The sequence below is a fragment of the Halomonas sp. AOP13-D3-9 genome (assembly GCF_052379125.1).
GTDB lineage: Bacteria > Pseudomonadota > Gammaproteobacteria > Pseudomonadales > Halomonadaceae > Vreelandella.
Genome location: NZ_JBQSYH010000011.1, coordinates 129,887 through 151,102, shown reverse-complemented (window position 1 = coordinate 151,102; position 21,216 = coordinate 129,887). Strand labels below are relative to the sequence as shown.

General features: G+C 55.3%; 18 protein-coding genes. 14 read left to right on the top strand and 4 right to left on the bottom strand.

Annotation, left to right across the window (positions count from 1 at the left end; genetic code table 11):
* Positions 1-42 precede the first annotated feature (42 nt).
* Both ACT3UM_RS13935 and ACT3UM_RS13930 read right to left on the bottom strand, forming a co-directional pair.
* On the bottom strand, positions 43-975 hold the full coding sequence (locus ACT3UM_RS13935; RefSeq protein ID WP_498899695.1) for a diguanylate cyclase domain-containing protein: 933 nt from the start codon (positions 973-975) through the stop codon (positions 43-45).
* Positions 972-1,826, bottom strand: coding sequence for a hypothetical protein (locus tag ACT3UM_RS13930; RefSeq protein WP_498899693.1), 855 nt, complete (start codon positions 1,824-1,826; stop codon positions 972-974). Before ACT3UM_RS13930 ends, ACT3UM_RS13935 begins: the two co-directional genes overlap by 4 nt.
* A gap of 198 nt (positions 1,827-2,024) precedes the next feature.
* On the opposite strand from ACT3UM_RS13930, the gene ACT3UM_RS13925 reads away from it, so the two are divergent.
* The 11 genes from ACT3UM_RS13925 to lipB all read left to right on the top strand — a co-directional run bounded on the left by ACT3UM_RS13925 (position 2,025) and on the right by lipB (position 12,658).
* Positions 2,025-3,332 (top strand): glutamate-5-semialdehyde dehydrogenase, encoded by a 1,308-nt coding sequence (locus tag ACT3UM_RS13925; protein ID WP_498899691.1) that lies wholly within the window; start codon positions 2,025-2,027, stop codon positions 3,330-3,332.
* A gap of 41 nt (positions 3,333-3,373) precedes the next feature.
* The gene (gene nadD, locus ACT3UM_RS13920; protein WP_498899689.1) at positions 3,374-4,024 is read left to right on the top strand and encodes a nicotinate-nucleotide adenylyltransferase; all 651 of its coding nucleotides are present in this window, start codon (positions 3,374-3,376) and stop codon (positions 4,022-4,024) included.
* Positions 4,025-4,111: 87 nt separating this feature from the next.
* Positions 4,112-4,498, top strand: a complete 387-nt coding sequence (rsfS, locus tag ACT3UM_RS13915) for a ribosome silencing factor (protein ID WP_007112938.1) — start codon at positions 4,112-4,114, stop codon at positions 4,496-4,498.
* Positions 4,495-4,962 (top strand): 23S rRNA (pseudouridine(1915)-N(3))-methyltransferase RlmH, encoded by a 468-nt coding sequence (gene rlmH / locus ACT3UM_RS13910; RefSeq protein ID WP_498899687.1) that lies wholly within the window; start codon positions 4,495-4,497, stop codon positions 4,960-4,962. Before rsfS ends, rlmH begins: the two co-directional genes overlap by 4 nt.
* 88 nt (positions 4,963-5,050) lie before the next feature.
* The gene (gene mrdA, locus ACT3UM_RS13905; protein ID WP_498899685.1) at positions 5,051-6,958 is read left to right on the top strand and encodes a penicillin-binding protein 2; all 1,908 of its coding nucleotides are present in this window, start codon (positions 5,051-5,053) and stop codon (positions 6,956-6,958) included.
* A 3-nt stretch (positions 6,959-6,961) separates the two neighbouring features.
* Positions 6,962-8,122 carry a rod shape-determining protein RodA gene (gene rodA, locus ACT3UM_RS13900; protein ID WP_498899683.1) on the top strand — a complete coding sequence of 387 codons (1,161 nt, stop codon included), beginning with the start codon at positions 6,962-6,964 and terminating at the stop codon, positions 8,120-8,122.
* A gap of 107 nt (positions 8,123-8,229) precedes the next feature.
* Positions 8,230-9,270 carry a lytic murein transglycosylase B gene (mltB, locus tag ACT3UM_RS13895; RefSeq protein ID WP_498899681.1) on the top strand — a complete coding sequence of 347 codons (1,041 nt, stop codon included), beginning with the start codon at positions 8,230-8,232 and terminating at the stop codon, positions 9,268-9,270.
* Positions 9,267-10,304, top strand: a complete 1,038-nt coding sequence (locus tag ACT3UM_RS13890; RefSeq protein WP_498899679.1) for a septal ring lytic transglycosylase RlpA family protein — start codon at positions 9,267-9,269, stop codon at positions 10,302-10,304. The genes mltB and ACT3UM_RS13890 overlap by 4 nt, the downstream gene beginning before the upstream one ends.
* Before the next feature lie 96 nt (positions 10,305-10,400).
* Positions 10,401-11,615 (top strand): D-alanyl-D-alanine carboxypeptidase family protein, encoded by a 1,215-nt coding sequence (locus ACT3UM_RS13885; protein ID WP_498899677.1) that lies wholly within the window; start codon positions 10,401-10,403, stop codon positions 11,613-11,615.
* A gap of 66 nt (positions 11,616-11,681) precedes the next feature.
* Positions 11,682-11,993: an HP0495 family protein gene (locus ACT3UM_RS13880; protein WP_498899675.1), complete on the top strand. Its 312-nt coding sequence runs from the start codon at positions 11,682-11,684 to the stop codon at positions 11,991-11,993.
* A gap of 2 nt (positions 11,994-11,995) precedes the next feature.
* The gene (gene lipB / locus ACT3UM_RS13875) at positions 11,996-12,658 is read left to right on the top strand and encodes a lipoyl(octanoyl) transferase LipB (RefSeq protein WP_498899673.1); all 663 of its coding nucleotides are present in this window, start codon (positions 11,996-11,998) and stop codon (positions 12,656-12,658) included.
* 89 nt (positions 12,659-12,747) lie between these two features.
* Here the strand turns inward: lipB and lipA are convergent, their stop codons facing one another.
* Both lipA and ACT3UM_RS13865 read right to left on the bottom strand, forming a co-directional pair.
* The gene (gene lipA, locus ACT3UM_RS13870; protein WP_144813393.1) at positions 12,748-13,812 is read right to left on the bottom strand and encodes a lipoyl synthase; all 1,065 of its coding nucleotides are present in this window, start codon (positions 13,810-13,812) and stop codon (positions 12,748-12,750) included.
* A gap of 176 nt (positions 13,813-13,988) precedes the next feature.
* Positions 13,989-14,975, bottom strand: coding sequence for a LysR family transcriptional regulator (locus ACT3UM_RS13865; RefSeq protein ID WP_498899670.1), 987 nt, complete (start codon positions 14,973-14,975; stop codon positions 13,989-13,991).
* Positions 14,976-15,221: 246 nt separating this feature from the next.
* On the opposite strand from ACT3UM_RS13865, the gene ACT3UM_RS13860 reads away from it, so the two are divergent.
* The 3 genes from ACT3UM_RS13860 to ACT3UM_RS13850 all read left to right on the top strand — a co-directional run bounded on the left by ACT3UM_RS13860 (position 15,222) and on the right by ACT3UM_RS13850 (position 21,188).
* On the top strand, positions 15,222-17,789 hold the full coding sequence (locus ACT3UM_RS13860; RefSeq protein ID WP_498899668.1) for a DUF3141 domain-containing protein: 2,568 nt from the start codon (positions 15,222-15,224) through the stop codon (positions 17,787-17,789).
* Positions 17,790-18,102: 313 nt separating this feature from the next.
* The gene (gene topA / locus ACT3UM_RS13855; RefSeq protein WP_498899666.1) at positions 18,103-20,730 is read left to right on the top strand and encodes a type I DNA topoisomerase; all 2,628 of its coding nucleotides are present in this window, start codon (positions 18,103-18,105) and stop codon (positions 20,728-20,730) included.
* Positions 20,727-21,188, top strand: coding sequence for a DUF6586 family protein (locus tag ACT3UM_RS13850; protein ID WP_498899664.1), 462 nt, complete (start codon positions 20,727-20,729; stop codon positions 21,186-21,188). Before topA ends, ACT3UM_RS13850 begins: the two co-directional genes overlap by 4 nt.
* The last annotated feature ends 28 nt before the right edge of the window (positions 21,189-21,216 follow it).

Genomic DNA, 21,216 nt, shown 5'->3' with positions numbered 1-21,216 from the left:
GAGTACTCCGGCGGCGAATAATAGAAAGTGCAAAAACGCAGCTTAGACGTTGGCAAGGGCCGTGCCGCGTGACTCCAGGCGCTTTAGATACTGATCAAAGTGTTCCGTGCGGCTGGGTAAGCAGGCGGCAATGCGTGCTTCCAACTGGCCGGTCTCTACCAATACTCGCTGTGAGAGTGCTCGCTGCAAGCGTTCGCGTACCAGTAGGGCGCCGCTTTCACTGGTGTCCGGTAGCACAAGCCAAAAAGTAGCGCTGTCTGCGCGGCCAAGCACGTCATGATCGCGACAACGGCTGTTGACTTCACTGCACAGCGCACCCAGTAGCGCTGTTTGCGCGCGGTGGCCAAACTGCTCTTCTGCCATATCCAACTGAGGTAGATGAAGTACCAGTACCGCCAGTTGCTGATTGAGCATGGCCGCGCGTTGAAATTCGCTGTGTAAACGCTCTTTTAGCGTGTCAATGTGGTAGGCATTGCAGTCGCTGTCGTTAGGATCAGTGGCGCGCAGAAGCGCCCGGCGACGGGCGTGTTCCCAGCGGGGAAGCGCGAGCAGCAGCGTTAAGGCCGCATAGCCAACGATAATCGCCGGTGGCGCGGCGGCAACTGAAGGGAGTAGCCACCATAACGGCCCGATGGCGATATTAATCAGTAACGCGGCCCATAGCGGCAACAGTAAAAAGGCGGCGGTAATCGGTAGGCCTAGCCAAATAGGCGACACCTGGGGCTGATAGTAGAAAGCCCCCAGCACTACCGAGTAGGTGCAGCCAAGCAGAATAATACGCGGTAGGTGGCTTTTAACCCCTTGGCCGATATGCATTAGCAGTGCCGATAAGAGCAGCAGGGTCATAAAAGTGGGGATTAGCAGATCGCGGTAATCGCCCATGGCATACAGCCATAGCGCGTAGCCCACCATCAGCGCGATGCTGGCAGTGTAGGCGAGTGTCATTAATCGCTTGGGAATATGATGCTCAATCATACCGACTCCCGCACCCGCTCTGTTGGTCGTTTGCTGATTTCAAACACTGAAAGCGTTGTCGGTTCGATATCAATGAGTTCAAGGTGTTCGCTGGTGATATTGTCGGGTAGATCGGTAAACAGTAGATGGCGTCGCTGGGAAGCTTCCTTAGGTGAACGGGCGAGAATTAATGTCACCAGCGTTGTGCTGCTTAAGCGGTAAACGTTTTCAAAATCATAGGTAAGCTCGCAGAGTTTTTGCGCCGTTGGCCACAGTTGGTGGCGTTTTACATGCAGAATAAACAATTCTGCATGAACGCCTTCGCGCTCGCAGCGCGTTTGTTCCCGGGCGATATCGCGTAGCAGTTGCTCGCCAGCCCATAGGTTGCGGCCGGGAATCAGCCGCAGGCGCTGACGAATGGAACCGTTGATGTCGATAAGCTGCTGTGCTCTGGATAAGGCCAGCAGGCCAAGTACCAGCAGCGAGCAAATCAGCAGAATAAACGACGGCGCCTCCAGCTCAGGCGCTACCATGACAGCGCTAACCAGCGCAGCGCTGAGATTGAAAGCAGCTACCCAGTTGTTTTGTGGCAGCATCAGCATCGCGGCCCACGCCCAGATTAAAATACCATGGCGTTCTGGGGCGGCAGCAATTAAGCCAACCAGCAGCGCCCCCGGTACAATTTGCCATGGCAGCCCCCGCGAGCGGCGGTGGCTAAAATCAAGCATTAGCGCGGTGATAAATAGCCAGCCGACGGATAGCCATAGCACTAGCGCCGCAGCGGGTGGCGTGGCAGGTGTCCAGAATGCCAGGGCAACGGCAGCGGCTAAAAGGTTGGCTCGTAGTAGGCTGATTTTGTACTTGCTTTGCATGGTGGCTTACTATTCGTCCTGAATAACCAGATGTATCCCATCAATTAAGGTAATTGTAGGATATTTAATGTACACGACCCACATTAGTGCCTTAAGCGTCCTGAGTATAACGGCGAAATGACGTAATATAAGCAAAACGTTTAAATCGGCACACTCGGCTAACTAAAAAATTAAAGCACCCTTCTGCACGGAGACACTATGAGCGCTTCAATATCGTTCCAAGACGAGGCCCATCAGCACTTATCTGCCGGTAATGTGCCCGCCTATATGCAGGCCTTGGGGCAGGCGGCCCGGCGCGCGGCCAGCGAGCTGCGTCGGGCGGATACTGGGTTGAAAAACCGCGCTCTAATGGCCATGGCACAGCGCTTGGCAGAAGCGCGTGGGCAAATACTAGCCGCCAACGCTGATGATTTGCAGCGTGGCCGTCAGAATGGGTTGGAGAGCGCGCTGCTGGATCGTTTAGCCCTCAACGATGCGCGTATTGACGCCATGATTGAAGGGTTGCAGCAAGTTTCGGGCCTGCCCGACCCGGTAGGCGAAATTAGCGATATGCGCTATCGGCCTAGCGGCATACAGGTGGGTAAAATGCGTGTGCCGTTAGGCGTTATCGGCATTATTTACGAGTCGCGCCCCAATGTGACGCTGGAAGCCGCCAGCCTGTGTTTGAAATCGGGCAACGCCTGTATTTTGCGCGGCGGGTCGGAAGCCAACTTGTCAAATGCCGCCATTAGCGCCTGTATTCAAGCGGGGTTAGCTGATGTGGGGCTGCCTGCCGGTAGCGTACAGATCGTAGCCACCACTGACCGCGCGGCGGTGGGGGAAATGATCAGCATGCCAGAATATGTCGATGTGATTATTCCGCGAGGCGGAAAGTCGCTGATTGAGCGTATTAGCCGTGATGCGCGCGTGCCGGTTATTAAACATCTCGACGGCGTGTGCCATGTTTACATTGATACCACCGCCGATCCCGCCAAAGCGTTAGCCATCGCCGTGAATGCGAAAACCCATCGCTACGGCACCTGTAATACCATGGAAACGCTGCTGGTTGATGCACCGGTTGCGGATCTGCTATTGCCGGAATTGGCTCGTGCCTATGCCGAGCATGAAGTCGAACTGCGTGGTTGCCAGCGCACCCAGGCGCTGTTGCCACAGGCAGCCGCCGCCGAAGAGGCGGATTGGTATGCTGAGTATTTGGCCCCAGTGCTGGCCATAAAAGTGGTCGATGGTATCGACGAGGCGATTGCCCACATTGAGCAGTACGGCTCTCACCACACGGATGCGATTGTCACCCAGGATTATTCGCTGGCGCGCCGTTTTATGGCGGAAGTTGATTCCAGCTCGGTGATTGTGAACGCCTCGACTCGCTTCGCCGATGGTTTTGAGTACGGTCTGGGCGCCGAAATTGGTATTTCCACCGACAAGCTTCATGCTCGCGGCCCTGTTGGGTTAGAGGGCCTAACCACGCAGAAATACGTAGTTTTTGGTGATGGTCAGGTGCGTGAATAGGCTGTTGGTATGAAGGGTGTTGGTATAAATAGAGAGCTGGTATGAGTAAAACGCAGCAACGTATTGGCATGTTAGGCGGCACCTTTGACCCTGTTCATTTGGGGCATTTGCGCAGCGCGGTAGAGCTGCATGAGGCGCTGTCGCTTGATCGGCTGCATATGATACCCGCCCAGCAGCCGCCGTTACGTGGACAGCCCCAGGTCTCCGCCCAGCAGCGTTTAAGATTGTTAGAAGCGGGCATCGCGGGGACCCCGGGGCTGGTCGCCGATGACCGTGAATTGCGCCGTGACGGTCCTTCTTACAGTGCCGATACGCTGGCCGAGCTGCGCGCTGAATACGGTGAACAGGCGCGTTTGGTGATGGCGATTGGGGTTGATGCCTTCTTACGACTCACCCAGTGGCACCAGCCAGAGCGCCTGTTTGAGCTTGCCCACCTGGTGGTGATTGCCAGGCCTGGCTATGGCGATGCGCTGCCGGCATCATTAACGGAACTGGTGAAGCATCGCAGAGTCGATAGCGTAGAGGCGTTAATGCAGCGGCCCTACGGAAGCTACCTGGCGTTGGAACTGCCATCGTTGATGGCGATCTCTGCGACCTACATTCGTGAGTGTTTGGAGGCCGGTAAAAGCGTGCGCTATTTGCTGCCAGACCCCGTCGAAAAGGCCATTGAGCAGGGCGGTCTTTATCGATAGCGTGAATAGCGCTGGCAGTCATCAAAGAAGCCGTTACAATGGCCGGCTTTATTGACCGATTAACCAATAAGGTTGTCTTTAGGAGTCATGCACATCGATACATTGAAAAATCTAGCGGTTGACGCGCTAGAAGAACTGAAAGCACGTGACATTACGCAGTTGGATGTTGCGAAATTAACCGAGGTTACCGACCTCATGTTGATTGCCAGCGGCACTTCAACACGCCATGTGGCGGCGCTGGCACAAAACGTCGTGGAAAAAGCCAAGGCCGCTGGGCTTGGGCCGCTGGGCGTTGAAGGTGGCGATAACGCCGATTGGGTGCTGGTTGACCTGGGCGATGTTGTTGTCCACGTGATGATGCCTGAGGCACGCACTCTCTATGACTTAGAGCGCCTGTGGGCCGACTTACCCAGTGACTCGGGTGCAATTGGCGAGTCTCTTGAGCGTTTTCAAGAGCGAGCCGGCATGTCATGAGGATTCGGCTGTTAGCGGTGGGAGGTAAAATGCCTGGGTGGGTAGAAGAGGGCGTCGACACTTACCGCAAGCGGCTGCCAAGAGATTTTAATCTCGAAATAGAAGAAATTGCCCTCGGCCAGCGTGGCAAAAACGCCGATATCACGAAAGCGCGTGCCCAAGAGGCACAGCGTATTCGCGATAAACTGCGGGGCGACGAATACGTAGTTGCCCTGGAAGTCAAAGGTAAACCTTGGACCACCGAGCAGTTGGCACTAGAAGCCGACGCTTGGCGTATGGCTGGGCGCGATGTTGTCTTGCTGGTGGGTGGGCCGGACGGTCTTGAGCCTTCGCTCTCTGCGAAGGCTGATAAAACGTGGTCGATTTCTCCGTTAACGCTGCCACACCCGCTGGTGCGGATTATGTTGGCCGAGCAGCTCTACCGCGCCTGGACATTACTGATAGGTCATCCTTATCACCGCTAACGGCTGACTGAGACGGTGAGTGATCACTGTTATAGCCTGCTGCGCCTTTTGTCTGATTTGATTGTTTGAGTTGAGAGTCATCGTTGCTATGCCCAAGCGCCCCAACACGCTAAAAAACTCCGAGCAAGAACTGCGTATTTTTCGTGTTAGAGCGCTGCTGGCGGTGTTAGTGGTGCTGACGCTGGCTAGTTTGCTCACGGGACGCCTAATCTATTTACAGATCGTTCAGCATGATATGTACAGCACGCGTTCCGAAAATAACCGGGTACGCGTTGAGCCGTTACCGCCCAATCGTGGCTTGATCTATGACCGTAACGGCGTGCTGCTGGCTGAAAACCGGCCCACCTACAACCTTACGTTGGTGCGCGAGCGTGTTGATAACCTAGATGAAACCCTGGCGCTGTTGGTCGACCTGCTCGAACTGCCTGAAGAAGAGATTGAGGCGTTCAATGTGCGCTCCCGCCAACGCCAGCGTCCCTTCCAGCCCGCGTTACTCACCAGTGACCTAAGCGAAGAGCAAATTGCCCGCCTTGCAGTAAACCGCTACCGCCTGCCTGGCGTTGAAATAGAGGCTCAGCCGCTGCGTTTTTATCCCGATGCCGAAATCATGGCGCATACATTAGGCTATGTTGGGCGGATCAATGCTGAAGAGATGGAAACGCTGGATGCGGGTCGTTACGCGGGTACCCACTTTATCGGTAAAACCGGCGTTGAGCGCTTTTATGAAGAGGAACTGCACGGTCAGGCAGGCCTGCGCAAAGTAGAAACCAACGCCCGAGGCCGGGTATTGCGGGAGCTTAGTCGAACCGACCCGGTGCCAGGGAAGAACCTGACCTTAACGCTGGATAAGTCGCTGCAGACGCTGGCCTATGAATTGCTGGATGGTCGTCGCGGCTCTATCGTGGCCATTGCGCCAGCAACGGGTGAAATTCTTGCCATGGTATCGACGCCGGGGTTTGACAGTAATCAGTTTGTCACCGGCATTGATGTCGCCTCCTACCGTGGTTTGCAGCAAGACCTTGATTTACCCCTTTTTAATCGTGCGACCCGCGGTCACTATCCGCCGGGTTCTACCATTAAGCCCTTCCTGGCGCTGGCCGGTTTGGTCGAAGGGGTTATCACCCCAGACAGCACCATCAACGACCCCGGCTATTACCAATTACCCAATGATTCCCGCCGCTACCGCAACTGGCTGCGTTGGGGGCACGGGCGGGTAGATTTAGAACGCGCGTTAGCGGTATCTAATAACACCTATTTTTATACCCTTGCGCACGATTTAGGCATCGATGATTTACATGATCAAATGAGCAATTTTGGTTTTGGCCAGCGTGTAGCCCATGACGTGCAGGGAGAGAGCGGCGCGTTAATGCCTTCGCGAGACTGGAAGCGCGGGCGTTTTAACCAGCCCTGGTACCCCGGTGAAACCCTCTCGGTGGGGATCGGGCAAGGCTACTGGCAGGTAACACCTCTCCAGCTTGCCAGCGCTATGGCAACCCTGGCCAATCGCGGCCACTGGGTGAAGCCGAGGCTGGCGCGTCAAATTGGTGATACTACGGTGCCACTCGATCTGCCCGATACGTTAGATGATATTCAGCTCGCCAACGACAGCTGGTGGGATCGTGTGTTCAGCGGTATGGAAAAAGTCATTAGCGGTACTGAAGGCACGGCCCGGCGCACCGGTGTGGGCCTTGAGTACCGCATGGGGGGTAAATCAGGGACAGCGCAGGTCTTTTCGCTGGGTCAGGATCAACGTTACAACGCCGATGAGCTGGCTGAACGGTTACGTGATCATGCGCTGTTTGTGGCCTTTGCGCCGCTGGAAGATCCTCAGATTGCCGTGTCTGTCATTGTTGAGAACGCCGGCGGCGGTAGTACCCATGCGGCTCACTTGGCCCGTGCCATGACCGATGCCTGGTTACTTGAAGAGGATGCACCCGATGTAGAGGAAGTGCGTGAAGTGTTGGAAGAGGATGATGCCAATGTGGAGGGGAACTAAACCATGCCTTGGCATTATATAGCCCGTTCGATGCGTGGCCATCCTGTACGTCCACCCGAGAGTGGCATTGCCCGGCGTAAAAGTATTTGGGAACGGATCCATCTTGATCCCTGGCTGCTCGGCTTGCTGCTAGTGCTTATGGGAAGCGGTTTAGTCGTTCTGTACAGCGCATCAGGACAATCCATTGATGCGGTAATTGGCCAGGGCATGCGCTTTTGCATTGCACTGGTGGGAATGGTCATCATTGCCCAATTTTCTCCGTCGACTTTTCTGCGTTGGGCGCCGCTTGCCTACGGCATTGGCGTCGCCATGCTGGTGGCCGTTGATGTGGTCGGGGATGTGGGGATGGGGGCGAAGCGTTGGCTAGAGATTCCTGGGGTGATTCGTTTTCAGCCATCGGAAATGATGAAGCTGGCGGCCCCGTTAATGGTTGCGGCCTATCTTAATCGCTGCGAATTGCCGCCGCGCCTGCGTGATATCGTGGTGTGCGGGGTCATCATTGGCGTTCCTGTGGTGCTAACGGCGATCCAACCTGATTTAGGCACCTCGCTGCTGGTGTCTAGCGCTGCCCTGATCGTGGTGCTGTTAGCGGGCCTGTCGTGGCGGTTAATCGGCTTTATTACCGCGTTGGGCGCGGCGGCGGTACCGCTGCTGTGGATGAATATGCATAACTACCAGCGCCAGCGTGTATTGACGTTTCTAAACCCAGAGAGCGATCCGCTAGGCGCTGGTTGGAATATCATCCAGTCGACCACGGCCATTGGCAGTGGTGGGCTATGGGGCAAAGGATGGCTGCAGGGTACCCAGTCACAGCTTGAGTTTTTGCCTGAGCGGCATACGGATTTCATTATTGCCGTTTTGGGTGAAGAGTTTGGTTTGGTAGGTATGCTGGTTCTATTGTGTCTGTACCTACTAATTATTAGTCGTGGACTGTGGATGGCTAGCGCTGCTAAGGATACGTTTGGCCGGTTGGTGGCGGGCAGTATCATTTTGACGTTTTTTATCTACGTGTTTGTCAATATGGGGATGGTCAGTGGCATTCTACCTGTTGTGGGCGTGCCGCTGCCGTTAGTGAGTTATGGCGGTACCTCAAGCGTGACCTTGTTAGCGGGTTTCGGTATTCTCATGTCGATACATGCGCATCGTCGGCTGCTATCACGCTAGCGACATTGCCCTGCTCAAACGTCTATTTTGCTTGTCAATTTTTGCTCGTCAATGGAAAGCTCAGGCATGGATGATTGTGGAATGAATAGCTCAGGAGTGGAGAACCAATGAAAAAGGTTCAAGGGAAGACGAGCTGCTATGTGTTGGCCGCGTTGATGTATTGGGCAACGACCGCGGCATTTGCCGATCAGGACTTTGCACCCCAACAAAATGCTGACAGTCAGGCGCTAATGGAAGAGCTGGTCGAGCAAGGCCTGCCCCAAGCTTGGCTCGAAGAAATCCTGCAGCAGGCGAATTATACCCAAAGCGTGTTAGATGCGATGGAAGGGGCCGCTGAGCGCCGCCTAAAATGGTATGAGTACCGCGCTATTTTTCTGACCCAGCAGCGTATTGACGAAGGCGCAGCATTTATCGACGCGCATGCTGATGCCTTGGCGCGAGCGGAAAGCACCTACGGCGTACCCGCGGAAGTCATTACCGCCATTATTGGTGTTGAAACCTACTATGGACGGCACAAAGGCGAGCACCGCGTGTTGGACTCGCTGGCCACGCTGGCGTTTCATCACCCGACAAGAGGAGCCTTTTTTCGCGGTGAGCTAGCGGCCTTTTTACGCATCGCCTATGAGCAGCAGGTCGACCCTACTGAGCTGCGCGGCTCTTACGCGGGCGCCATGGGTTACCCGCAATTTATTCCCACCAGTTATCAAGCTTATGCCGTCGATTTTGACGACGATGGACGGCGTGATCTTTGGGAAAACCCGGTCGATGCCATTGGCAGCGTTGCCAATTACTTTGCCGAGCACAACTGGCAGCCGGAGGGGGATATCTACCACCAGGCCAGCGGGCCTGACGTCATGCCAGTTGAACTTCTGCAGGAGCTCTCTTTTAATCAAACATCGCCTCCCGCGGTGAGTGTTGCTCAGTTGGCCACGCATGGGCTTGAGCCTGACGAGCCACTCGATGATAGTTTGCGGGTGGTGCCGCTGGCGCTCGAGTTCGCCAATGGGGAGACGCGTTACCGGTTTGGCGAGTATAATTTTTACGTGATTACCCGCTATAACCATAGTCACCTCTATGCCATGGCCGTCGCCGAGTTGGCCGAAGCGATTGCCGAACGGCACGATAAGCTACACGAGGACGGGGCATGAAAAGCAAACTGACGATGACCCAGCGAGCGGGCGGAGCGATTGCCTTATTGGCGCTGGTCAGCGGCTGTGCTAGTAATGATACTCAGCGAGTAGACGCGCCCAGCTCCGCTAATCAAGCGTCAGCACCTGCTCCAGCGGCGGCCAATACTAGCGGTGGTCGCTATGCCATGAGCGGTGATGCCTATCCGCTTGAGCCACCGGATGTTGCCAAGGTGCCTGACGCTGAGCCGCGTATTGAGCAGCCCTCCCGTACAGGCAATCGCTCAACTTATGAAGTGTGGGGGAAAACCTACCACGTGCTGCCGGATGCAACGGGCTATGAGAAACGCGGTACCGCATCCTGGTATGGCGAAAAATTTCATGGCTACGCAACGTCAAACGGTGAAATCTACGACATGTATAAAATGTCGGCGGCGCACCGTTCGCTGCCTCTGCCCACTTTTGCGCGGGTGACTAGCCTGGATACCGGGAGGTCGGTCATCGTCCGAGTGAATGACCGTGGTCCCTTCCATAGCGACCGGGAGATCGATCTCTCTTACGCGGCCGCTGCACGCCTGGGCTTTCTCGATAATGGTACCGGATCCGTTAAAGTTGAAGCGATCAACCCTGAGCAGTGGCTAGCCGAGCATGGCGGGAGCGGCAACGCTGCTCCTCAGCCAAGGGCATCCGAACAAGCAAGGGTATCTGAACAGGCACGGCCAGTGGCTGCAAACACTCCCCGTGAGGCTGATCGCCCGGCGGCGCCTACAACCCATTCGGCCGCTCCGTCGCCACAAGCACCAGCACCTCAGTCGGCGCCAAGCCAAGAAGAAGCAGGCGACGCTGTGTATTTACAGATTGCGGCGCTGGGTAATTCTGAAGGCGCTCAGCAGTTGCAGCAGCGTTTACAAGGTGAGCAGCCCCACGCGGTGCGTATTATGAGCGACGCTGACGTTTATCGTGTTCAAGTGGGGCCCATTGCTCCAAGCCAAGAACCCCAAGCGCGAGAAACACTGCGCCAAGCAGGGTTTCCCCAGGTCTTTGTTGTGCGATAATTCATCCCTGTTTATTTCCTGTGGCGCGTCTTACGCGCCGCCGTTTTTTACAAATAAGCTTTTCAAGTAAGCTTTCAAGTAAGTGAGACTGACGTTATGAACGTGTTTACATCCATTGGTCGCTCTGCACGCCTGTGCCTCTTTGCTGTTATGGCGACGGTTGCCGTGCCTGCCAGTGCCCAGTCAACGCCTCAACCGGTAATTCCACAGCCGCAGAACATTATCCCTTCAGCCCCTCAGTTAGCGGCAAGTTCGTGGATTCTGATGGATGCTAACAGTGGCCGTATCTTGGCCGAGCACAATTCCGATGAGCGTTTGCCTCCGGCGAGTTTGACCAAATTGATGACGGCTTACTTGGTAGAGCGTGAGCTTAATCGTGGCACTATCAAGCCGGATGATATGGTCAATATTAGTGAAAAAGCGTGGCGTACCGGCGGCTCGAAAATGTTTATTGAGGTGGGTGATCAAGTGTCGGTGGATGATCTACTCCACGGCATCATTATTGTGTCGGGTAACGATGCCAGCGTCGCCATGGCAGAGCACTTGGCGGGTGGCGAGACGCCGTTTGCCGATTTGATGAACCAACATGCCACCCGTTTGGGCATGGTTAATACCAACTTCCAGAATGCCACTGGCTTGCCCGCCGAAAATCACTACTCAACGGCCCATGACTTGGCGCGTTTATCTCAGCACATCATTAATGATTACCCCGATCACTACGAAATTTACTCCCATCGTACGTTCTCCTATGGTGGTATTGACCAGCCCAACCGTAACCGTCTGCTGTGGCGTGACCCGTCCGTGGATGGCTTGAAAACCGGCTGGACCACGGAAGCGGGGTTCTGCCTGGTATCATCAGCTAAGCGTGACGATATGCGCTTGATTTCAGTGGTAATGGGCACCAATTCCGATGAAGCGCGCGCCCAAGAAACCCAAAAACTGCTCAGCTACGGTTTTCGCTTTTTCGAAACCATGAAGCTCTATGAGCGCGGCGCCGTACTGGCAACCCCGCGGGTTTGGGGCGGCGAAAACAATGAGCTGCGTGTTGGGGTGGATGAAGAAGTGTTTATGACCCTGCCGCGCAACCGCAACGAGGAGCTGCGAGCGCGTCTCAACCTCAACCCAGATCTGCAGGCACCGATTGCCATTGGTGACGAGGTCGGCACGCTGGAAGTGCATTTAGGTGACGAAGTGGTCGGTGAGCGTCGTTTGGTCGCGCTGGAAAACATCGAAGAGGGTGGTCTTTTCAAGCGTCTGTTCGATCAGGTGCAGCGCTTTTTTAGTAATCTGATTAGTAATTTTACCGATTAATCCGCTCTACGAACTGAACACTGATGAGTTCCATCGTGAGCGGTATCTTTGCGAAATAGGCTTGTTATGAAAAAAGATGCTCCTCAGGGGCTGCGTGATTTGCGCCAACCGGCGGCTCAAGAGCCGCCTAAGATCACTTTTCCCTGTGATTACTCGTTAAAAGTTGTCGGTGATGCCGCCGAAGATTTTCCTGCCTGTGTGTGCCAGGTAATTGTGCGTCATGACCCCGATTTCGATGCAACAGCGATGCAGGTGGTCGATAGCCGCAATGGCCGTTTTCAATCGGTACGTGTGGTGATAAGAGCGACCGGAGAGCAGCATATTAAAGAGTTGTTCGACGACCTCAAGGCTACTGGCCGTGTGCATATGGTGGTGTGAGCGTGGACAACGCCGTACCGATTGAGTTACACGATTTGGGTCACCAAGCCTACCTGCCGGTTTGGCAGGCGATGCGTACGCTCACCGATACACGGGATGCGCAAACCCCTGACCAGTTCTGGCTGGTCGAGCACGACCCGGTGTTTACCCAAGGGCAGGCTGGCAAGCCTGAACATCTTCTGCTGCCCGGTGATATTCCGGTGGTGCAGGTTGATCGCGGGGGGCAAGTTACTTACCACGGGCCGGGGCAGGTGGTGCTGTACCCACTGCTGGATGTGCGGCGGGGTAAAATAGGCGTGCGTGATTTAGTCACTGCATTGGAGAATGCCGTGATTGATGTGTTGAGCCACTATGGTGTGAGCGCCCGAGCACGGCCCGATGCGCCCGGTGTTTATGTGATGACGGAAGCAGGTGAGGCGAAGATTGCTTCACTTGGCCTGCGTATTCGGCGGGGTGCTAGCTTTCACGGCGTGGCGTTAAATGTAGACGGGGACTTGGCGCCTTTTTTGCGCATTAACCCCTGCGGCTATGCGGGTATGCCGATGACGAAGTTGGCTGACTTGGTGGCATTGCCAAGCGACCATCGGGTAGGGGAACAACTGGCCGAAGCATTAGCGATGCGTTTAAAGCGTGGTTTGGTGACAGGTCAGGAATGGCCGTTATAATCAGAAATGAACACAATTAAGAGGGGGCTGCCCTCTTAATCGTGTTTGAAAGCTTAATCGTGGTTGATAGCGGCTTGAGCGGTTGGGTGTTAACCCACATTCATTGCCGGAATCAGGTTGGGGTTCGCTTCCTGCTCCTGACCGGGAATCGCTGCAGGTGAGGCGAGCCCTAGGTTATTTTTCTCGAACACGCGATCCGCGCGGTAGCTGGAGCGTACCAGCGGGCCAGAAGGTACTTCCATAAAGCCTTTTTCCAGGCCAATCTCGCGGTAGCGATCAAACTCTTCAGGCGTCACCCAGCGCTCCACCGATAGGTGGTTTTTGGTCGGGCGTAGGTATTGGCCGAGTGTGACGATGTCCACACCGATCTCACGAAGATCGTCAAAGGTTTGCAAAATCTCTTCGTCGGTTTCACCCAGGCCCAGCATCAGGCTGGTTTTGGTGATGATGTCAGGGCGGTAGCGCTTGGCATGGGCGAGTACATCGAGGGTTTTGCGGTAGCCCGCCCGCCGGTCACGCACGCGGCCAGTTAGCCGTTCGACGGTCTCCACATTCTGGGCAAATACCTGCAGGCCAGAATCGACGACGCGTTCGATCGCGGTCAGTTCACCGTCAAAGTCGGGCGTTAAAGCTTCCACTACCACTTCTGGCGTGCGCGCCTTGATCGCGCGGATGCAGTTGGCGTAGTGGGTGGCACCGCCGTCGTCGAGGTCGTCACGGTCAACCGAGGTGAGGACGATATAACGCAGCCCCATGAGCTCAACCGACTTGGCCGTGTTTTCAGGCTCTTCGTGGTCTAGCCACCCCTGGGGGTTGCCGGTATCCACCGCGCAGAATCGACAGGCGCGGGTACATACCGAGCCCATTAGCATGATAGTGGCGGTGCCGTTGCTCCAGCATTCGCCCATGTTAGGGCAGTGGGATTCAGCGCAAACAGTGCTTAGCCGATGGGTGGCAACATTTTTCTTGACCGCCTCAAAGCGTTCGCCCCCAGGGATCTGCGCCCGTAACCACTTGGGTTTGCGTTCAAGCTCAACAGAAGGGGCCTCTGGCTGCGCTTTGCGCTGCTTCATGCCATCCTTGATCACCGACATGCCATGTTCATTACGGTATTTTTCACCGCTGGACACGCGCTGCGAGGGGTTATTGCTCATAGGGACAGAGCCTCTCTTCTGTGCGGTAGGCCGAAGGCATGAAAGGGCGTTGATCCTTCCAAGCCTGCCAATTGTTACCTAATTAATACGAAGTGCGCCCAAGATTTAATCGCGCTAGTTACCACTAATGTAACATATCTCGGTGTCTACAAGACACCGTAAACCGTTACTCGCCTTCAGGGTGAAAGTATTGGTAAACAGGCGACACCGTGGCTGGGCAAGGGGCTTGAAGGTGCCTGAAAATGGCGGCGGTAGTCGGGTAAGTGTTCACGAACAAAGCTTAAAAAGAGCTCAGCAACCGGAGTGGGTAAGCGCTCTCGGGTATAGACCGTGCACCAAGACCGGTGGATGGGAAAATCTGGCAACCCCAGTTCAAAAAGCAACCCCTGCTCTAGCTCCAGCTGTACCGCCAAGCGCGGCAGCACGGCGACACCCAAGTGGGCCATAACACCGCCTTTGATCGCTTCATTGGTGCCTAGCTCAATACAGTGGGGAAGGGCGACCTGCTGGTTGGCGGCCATTTGCTCAAAGGCATTGCGCACACCAGAGCCGGGTTCGCGCATTAGCACGTAGTGGCGAGCGAAGTCTGCTAACGAGGGTTGCGGCATCGAAAGCAGCGGGTGATCGGGCCAGACCACGGCGATCAGTTCGTTATCAATAATCGGCATGACGACTAAGCGGTCATCTTCAGGAACCATTGCCATAATGACCAGATCATCCTGCTGCTCGGTCAGCCGTTCAAGTGCCTGGCGGCGGTTGCACACCTTTAAGCGCACGTGTACCTCAGGGTAGTGGGCACGAAAACGGGCGAGTAAGTAGGGCACTACATATTGGGCCGAGGAAACCGCGGCGATATTGAGTTCGCCGCTTATTTTGCCGTTAATGTCCGATAAATTCATTTCCAGCCGCGACAGCTGGCCAAATATTTCTCGCGTCGAGTGGGCGAGGGTATCGGCGGCAGGAAGCGAGTGGAGTGTTTTGCCCGCATAGTTAAACAGTGGCTGGCCCAGTACCTGTTCAAGCTGACGTATTTGCGCGCTCACCGCCGGCTGGGTAAGCCCCAGTTGATCAGCCGCACGAGAATAAGAGCGCTGCCGATGTACTGCCTGGAAGACCTGCAGCTGTCTAAATGTAAGGCGATAGATCAGATTAGGGGATGACATGGCAACCTCGTAGTCAACGTCCTATATCGACGTAGGAATTAATATCAAAATCAGGCTTCATCGCCAGGGCAAAGCATGCTACCACTGAATCTTTGGCACTGCCTAAACAGGGCCTCATTAGTCGCATAAGGCGTAATTATCAGGGTTAATGATCGACGCCGCGCACGTAGTGGCCTAGACTATATTGCATTGCAGCATCATTGCTTTCGGGTCTGGTGCTTGTGCATCAACCCAATGGGAGACCCTATGAACTTTCTTGCCAATCCTTTGACCACATCTATGTTTCCAGTCAGCGCTTTTACAAACGCCTGGTTGCAGCACAAAAATGATTCCACCACGCCTGGTAGTGATGCGATCGCTGCTGTTTTCGACCCGTTTGGATTTGGGCGCGCCGCTTTTGGTTATTGGCGCGATAGCATGGAGCGCAGCGTTCTCTATCTGGATGTGATGCGCGAACGGGGTAATCAATACCTTGAGCACATGGAGCAAACCAAGCCCAATGTGCTGGGATTTGATACCGAAGTGCTGATGGATGGTCGTACATTACCGCGGCCGACCAACTATGAGCTGTTGCGCGTGTTGCCTCGCGAAGGGACAGACATTGATCCTCAAAAGCGTCCTTTTGTGGTAGTGGACCCACGTGCGGGACACGGGCCAGGGATTGGTGGATTTAAGCCGGACAGCGAGTTGGGCGTGGCGCTCAAAGCGGGACACCCCTGCTATTTTATTGGCTTTTTGCCGTTTCCAGAGCCGGGCCAAACTGTCGAAGACGTGGTTGAGTCGGAAATTGCCTTTCTGCGCCATGTGATCGAGCTTCATCCCGAAACCACCGAAAAACCGATGGTGGTGGGCAATTGCCAGGCGGGCTGGCAAATCATGATGGCGGCGGCGTTAGAGCCGGACGTATTCGGACCTATCCTGATTGCCGGTGCGCCGCTCTCCTACTGGGCCGGTGAGCACGGCAAAGCCCCGATGCGCTATACCGGCGGTATGGCCGGGGGCAGCTGGATTACCGCACTGACGAGTGATATTGGTGACGGCCTGTTTGACGGCGCGTGGCTGGTGCAGAATTTTGAGCGCTTGAACCCGGCTAATACCTACTGGAAAAAGCAGTATCACCTTTACGACAACATCGATACCGAAGCGGGCCGATACCTCGATTTTGAACGCTGGTGGGGCGGTCACGTCGTACTTGGCGGTGAAGAGATTCAGTATATTGTCGATAACCTGTTTGTCGGTAATCGACTCTCTACCGCGCAGCTGGTGACCCGTGATGGACGCCGCATCGACCTGCGTAACGTGCGCTCGCCAGTGGTGGTATTCTGCTCGCGTGGGGACGATATTACCCCGCCGCCCCAAGCCCTTGGCTGGATTCGTGATCTATATGAGAACACCGACGACATCATCGCCAACGAGCAAACCATCGTCTATTGCCAGCACGATACCACCGGTCACTTAGGCATATTTGTTTCGGGCAGTGTGTCGCGCAAAGAGCATACCGAATTCACCGCTAATATGGATTACATCGACGTACTGCCGCCAGGCCTGTATGAGACCTCCATATCCCCGGCCGAAAAGGGCGAAGACGCTGAGCTTTTCGAGCGTGATTATTTGCTCGAATTTATGCCGCGTAATTTTGAAGAGTTAGATCAGGCAGTAATGCACAAGCCGGAGGATGACCGTCGTTTTGCCACCGTGGCGCGTATCTCGGAAATCAATTTGGGATTGTATCGGCTCTTTATGCAGCCCTGGCTAAAAGCCATTATGACGCCGGAAGCTGCCCGCTTTATTCGTCGTATGCATCCGATTCGCTTGGGCTACAAGCTGCTTTCAGATCGTAACCCGCTTTCTGTACCGCTACCGGTGATGGCCGAATCGGTGCGTAAAAACCGTCATCCGGTCTCTCAAGACAATCTATTCAAAGCGCTTGAAACCATGGGCTCTGACCAACTGGTCGCCAGCCTCAATGCGATGCGCGATCTGCGTGATAGCAGCACTGAAAAAATGTTTATGGATATCTACGGTCAGCCACTGCTGCAGGCCGCCGTTGGCCTCTATGGCGATGCCCATGTACATCGTCGCCGCCCAGGCGCTGAGCCCGAGCATCGTCGCTTCATTGAACAGCGTCAGGAAGAGCTGCGCGATAAGATCGCAAAAGGCAGCGCCCATGAAGCAGTCATGCGCTCGCTTATCTATGTACTGGGTGGTGCCCCCGCCACGGATGAGCGTAACTTTAAGCGGCTGCGCGCCTCCCGTGCAGAGCTTGAACCGGGTATCAAGCTGAGTGATTTTAAAAACTTGGTACGTGAGCAGTTCTTTATCTTGAAACTGGATCGCGAGCAGGCGTTGAATTCGCTGCCTAATTTGCTCGCAGGGCAGAGCAATGACGATATCGATGGCCATGTGAGCCACCTGGAGCACGTTTTCGCCGCTAGCGGGGAGCTCTCAGAGCATGCCGCTGAGCGCTTTGCTCAAGTTAAAGCGCTGTTTGATAAAGCCAGGCCCAGTAAGCCAGTAAAAACTACTGAACCCGCCGCTGCCCAGAAGACCGCCGGCAAGGTTGAAGCCGTGCCTGCTAAGCCTAAAGCAGCCGCAAAGCCTAAAGCGACCGCTGCTACAGCTAAACCAGCAGCCAATAAGCCCACAGAAGCTAAGCCTGCAGAAGCTAAGCCTGCAGAAGCCGCTAAATTGGCATCCGTTAAGCCAGCAACTGAAGCGACCTCTAAATCGTCTTCCAATGGCGAGGAGTCAACTGAGCCAACGGCGAAACCCGCTAGTACTGCCGGTCGTCGAAAGACCCCGCGTAAGCGCTAAAACAGTGCGTTAGCTCACTGCGCCCCCGCCTCTTTGGTGGGGGCGCTTTGTTTGTCTCAATCGTTTTTGGGTTGCTGTAACGCTGGTGGCAGTCTAGTGTCTAGCTACTATTTACCTGAAATATAACCTTGGTTGCCTAAAATCTACGGATTCTCCCTACACCATGGTTGCTACTGGCGCTTAGCTTAGGGCTGGGGTAGGGTAGGCGCATTTTTTCATCCGTATCTTTTTAACGGGCGGTTTCATCCCGGCGATACGGCACCGAGTTCAGAGCACGCGCTAGACAGTCCGTGCATTAGGAAAGTGGAGCACTATGGGCAAGTCACTGGTCATCGTCGAGTCGCCAGCGAAAGCGAAGACGATTAACAAATATCTCGGCAACGATTTCATCGTGAAGTCGAGTGTGGGTCACATTCGTGACCTGCCGACCAGCGGCTCGGGTAAGGCAGCCTCCGATCCCAAGGAGCGCGCGCGCCAGGCCGCAGCGACACGCAAGATGTCGGCGGAAGAGAAAGCAGAATATAAAAAGCGTAAAAGCCAGGATCAATTGATTCGGCGGATGGGGATCGACCCCGACAACGGCTGGGAAGCCCGCTATGAGGTGCTGCCCGGAAAAGAGAAAGTCGTTGCCGAACTCAAAAAGCTGGCTGAGAAAGCGGATGCTGTCTATCTCGCAACGGATTTGGACCGCGAAGGGGAGGCCATTGCCTGGCACCTGCGCGAGACCATCGGTGGCGATGACAGCCGTTACAAGCGCGTTGTGTTTAACGAAATCACCAAAAACGCTATTCAAGACGCCTTCAAGGCGCCTGGTGCGCTCAATATACCGCGGGTGGAAGCGCAGCAGGCCAGGCGCTTCCTGGATCGTGTTGTGGGCTTTATGCTCTCGCCTCTATTGTGGGCGAAGGTGGCGCGTGGGCTGTCGGCCGGCCGTGTACAGTCAGTTGCGGTACGTCTGATTGTCGAGCGCGAGCGTGAAATTCGCGCCTTTATTCCTGAAGAGTTTTGGGATGTACACGCGGATTTGGCCTCTCCCGAGGGAGAGCTGGTGCGGTTTGCTCTGGTTCGTCAGGATGGCAAAGCCTTTAAGCCCACCTCCGAAAAAGACACCTTGGCGCGTATTGAGCAGCTTCGCAAAGCCAAGCTGGCGATTACCTCCCGGGAAGATAAGCCCACTAGCTCAAAACCCACCGCGCCTTTTATTACCTCTACGCTGCAGCAAGCGGCGAGTGGCCGGTTAGGCTTCTCAGTCAAGAAGACCATGACCATGGCTCAGCGCCTCTATGAGGCGGGCTACATCACCTATATGCGTACCGACTCCACCAACTTGTCGAAAGATGCGGTGGAGAGTGTTCGCAGTTATATCGGTGAAGAGTTCGGCGAGCGCTACCTACCAGAAGCGCCTAATCGCTACAGCAGTAAAGAAAGCGCCCAAGAGGCCCATGAGGCGATTCGCCCCTCCAGCGTTGAACGAAAGGCCTCCGATCTGGCCGGGATGGAGCGCGATGCGGAGCGCCTTTACGAGCTGATCTGGCGTCAGTTTGTGGCTTGCCAAATGACCCCTGCAGAGTACCTGTCGAGTACGCTCAGCGTAGAAGTCGATGGCTATGAACTGCGTGCAAAAGGCCGCGTCTTGAAGTTTGATGGTTACACTCGGGTGATGAAGCCCAGTGGTAAAAATGAAGACCAGAGCCTGCCTGACTTGCCTAAGGGCACGCCCATGGCGCTGGAAGCACTTGACCCCCAGCAGCACTTTACCAAGCCTGCCCCGCGCTATACCGAAGCAAGCCTGGTGAAGGAGCTTGAGAAGCAGGGGATCGGCCGTCCTTCTACCTACGCTTCGATTATTTCGACGATCCAGGATCGCGGCTATGTGAAGTTGGAAAACCGCCGCTTCTACGCCGAAAAACTGGGCGATATCGTTACCGAGCGGTTGAAAGAGTCCTTCCCTGATTTGATGGACTTTTCGTTTACCGCCCGCATGGAAGATGGCCTGGATGAAGTCGCTGAAGGCGAGCGTAACTGGCAGGCCCTGTTGGATGCCTTCTACGGCGAGTTTCGTGAAGAGCTGGCCAAGGCAGAGAGCGAAGATGGTATGCGGCCTAATCAGCCGGTGCCAACGGATATCGACTGCCCGAGCTGTGGTCGTCATATGCAGATTCGTACCGCTTCTACCGGGGTTTTCCTGGGGTGTAGCGGTTATAACCTACCGCCCAAAGAGCGCTGCAAAACCACCATTGACCTGATTCCAGGCGAAGAGGCAGTGGCCGAAGACGCGGGCGAAGAGGCCGAAACGGATGCGCTGCGTGCCAAGCGTCGCTGCCACAAGTGTGGCACGGCGATGGATAACTATCTGATCGACGAAACGCGTAAGCTGCACATCTGCGGTAATAGCCCCGATTGTGACGGCTACGAAGTGGAGAGCGGCAAATTCAAGATCAAGGGCTACGACGGCCCGATTATAGAATGCGACAAGTGCGGCTCTGAAATGCAGTTGAAATCTGGCCGCTTCGGCAAGTATTTTGGCTGCACTAACAGCGAATGTAAGAACACCCGTAAGTTGTTAAAGAGTGGGGAAGTGGCGCCGCCTAAAATGGATCCGATCCCCATGCCGGAGTTGGCTTGTCAAAAAGTTGACGACCACTATGTGCTACGTGACGGAGCAAGCGGACTGTTTTTGGCCGCCAGCAAGTTTCCGAAAAATCGTGAAACGCGACCGCCGCTGGTGAAAGAGCTTAAAGCGCACGCCGATGAGCTGCCTGATAAGTACCACTTTATTCTCAAGGCACCCAGCGAAGATCCCGATGGCCGCCCGGCGCAGATCCGTTACTCGCGTAAGAGTAAAGAGCAGTACGTGATGACCGACGAAGAGGGCAAGGCCACCGGCTGGAAGGCTATGTTTGATGCCGGTAAATGGCACGTGGAGGACAAGCGCAAGTGAATGCACGGTCACGAACCAACCAACTGCTCTACCAAGCGGAGCTATTAGCTGCTTTGTCGGCGGGGGATGATGAACATGCCCCGGCGCGGCAAATGGCGCTGGAGGAGAGTGCTTTAGCGCTTTTTGAGCTGGCGCTGGAGTCGCTGCTGCGAGAAGTTACTGAGCACGCCCGCTTGTCTGACCATCGCTGGACGGTGTTGCTGGCCCAGGAAGGCCCTGCTTTAGCCGAATTACAGCGTCTGCGCGACTTAGCGGCTCAGCCGGAAAGCTGGCTGAATTGGTTGGTGGTGCAGCTTGAGCGTCTGCATAGTGACGATGGAGCCGCCCGGCGTCCGACGCACAACCCGGCTATGATTGCAGTGGGTAACTCAACCGGTTTGCGTCAGCAGCTGCTGGATAATCTCCAGGCCGCCAAGCGTGAAATTGATGCGCTGCGCGAAACCAGTTTGGAGTGGTGAGTGTTAGGCAACGCTCAGTCGTCAGGAG

What these genes read in the sequence shown, in the direction of transcription:
- rlmH (WP_498899687.1), top strand. Translation starts at nt 4,495, where the DNA reads ATGAGGATTCGGCTGTTAGCGGTGGGAGGTAAAATGCCTGGGTGGGTA.
- ACT3UM_RS13935 (WP_498899695.1), bottom strand. Translation starts at nt 975, where the DNA reads ATGATTGAGCATCATATTCCCAAGCGATTAATGACACTCGCCTACACT.
- ACT3UM_RS13890 (WP_498899679.1), top strand. Translation starts at nt 9,267, where the DNA reads ATGAAAAGCAAACTGACGATGACCCAGCGAGCGGGCGGAGCGATTGCC.
- ACT3UM_RS13865 (WP_498899670.1), bottom strand. Translation starts at nt 14,975, where the DNA reads ATGTCATCCCCTAATCTGATCTATCGCCTTACATTTAGACAGCTGCAG.
- topA (WP_498899666.1), top strand. Translation starts at nt 18,103, where the DNA reads ATGGGCAAGTCACTGGTCATCGTCGAGTCGCCAGCGAAAGCGAAGACG.
- ACT3UM_RS13885 (WP_498899677.1), top strand. Translation starts at nt 10,401, where the DNA reads ATGAACGTGTTTACATCCATTGGTCGCTCTGCACGCCTGTGCCTCTTT.
- ACT3UM_RS13930 (WP_498899693.1), bottom strand. Translation starts at nt 1,826, where the DNA reads ATGCAAAGCAAGTACAAAATCAGCCTACTACGAGCCAACCTTTTAGCC.
- rodA (WP_498899683.1), top strand. Translation starts at nt 6,962, where the DNA reads ATGCCTTGGCATTATATAGCCCGTTCGATGCGTGGCCATCCTGTACGT.
- mrdA (WP_498899685.1), top strand. Translation starts at nt 5,051, where the DNA reads ATGCCCAAGCGCCCCAACACGCTAAAAAACTCCGAGCAAGAACTGCGT.
- rsfS (WP_007112938.1), top strand. Translation starts at nt 4,112, where the DNA reads ATGCACATCGATACATTGAAAAATCTAGCGGTTGACGCGCTAGAAGAA.
- ACT3UM_RS13925 (WP_498899691.1), top strand. Translation starts at nt 2,025, where the DNA reads ATGAGCGCTTCAATATCGTTCCAAGACGAGGCCCATCAGCACTTATCT.
- lipA (WP_144813393.1), bottom strand. Translation starts at nt 13,812, where the DNA reads ATGAGCAATAACCCCTCGCAGCGCGTGTCCAGCGGTGAAAAATACCGT.
- mltB (WP_498899681.1), top strand. Translation starts at nt 8,230, where the DNA reads ATGAAAAAGGTTCAAGGGAAGACGAGCTGCTATGTGTTGGCCGCGTTG.
- nadD (WP_498899689.1), top strand. Translation starts at nt 3,374, where the DNA reads ATGAGTAAAACGCAGCAACGTATTGGCATGTTAGGCGGCACCTTTGAC.
- ACT3UM_RS13880 (WP_498899675.1), top strand. Translation starts at nt 11,682, where the DNA reads ATGAAAAAAGATGCTCCTCAGGGGCTGCGTGATTTGCGCCAACCGGCG.
- ACT3UM_RS13860 (WP_498899668.1), top strand. Translation starts at nt 15,222, where the DNA reads ATGAACTTTCTTGCCAATCCTTTGACCACATCTATGTTTCCAGTCAGC.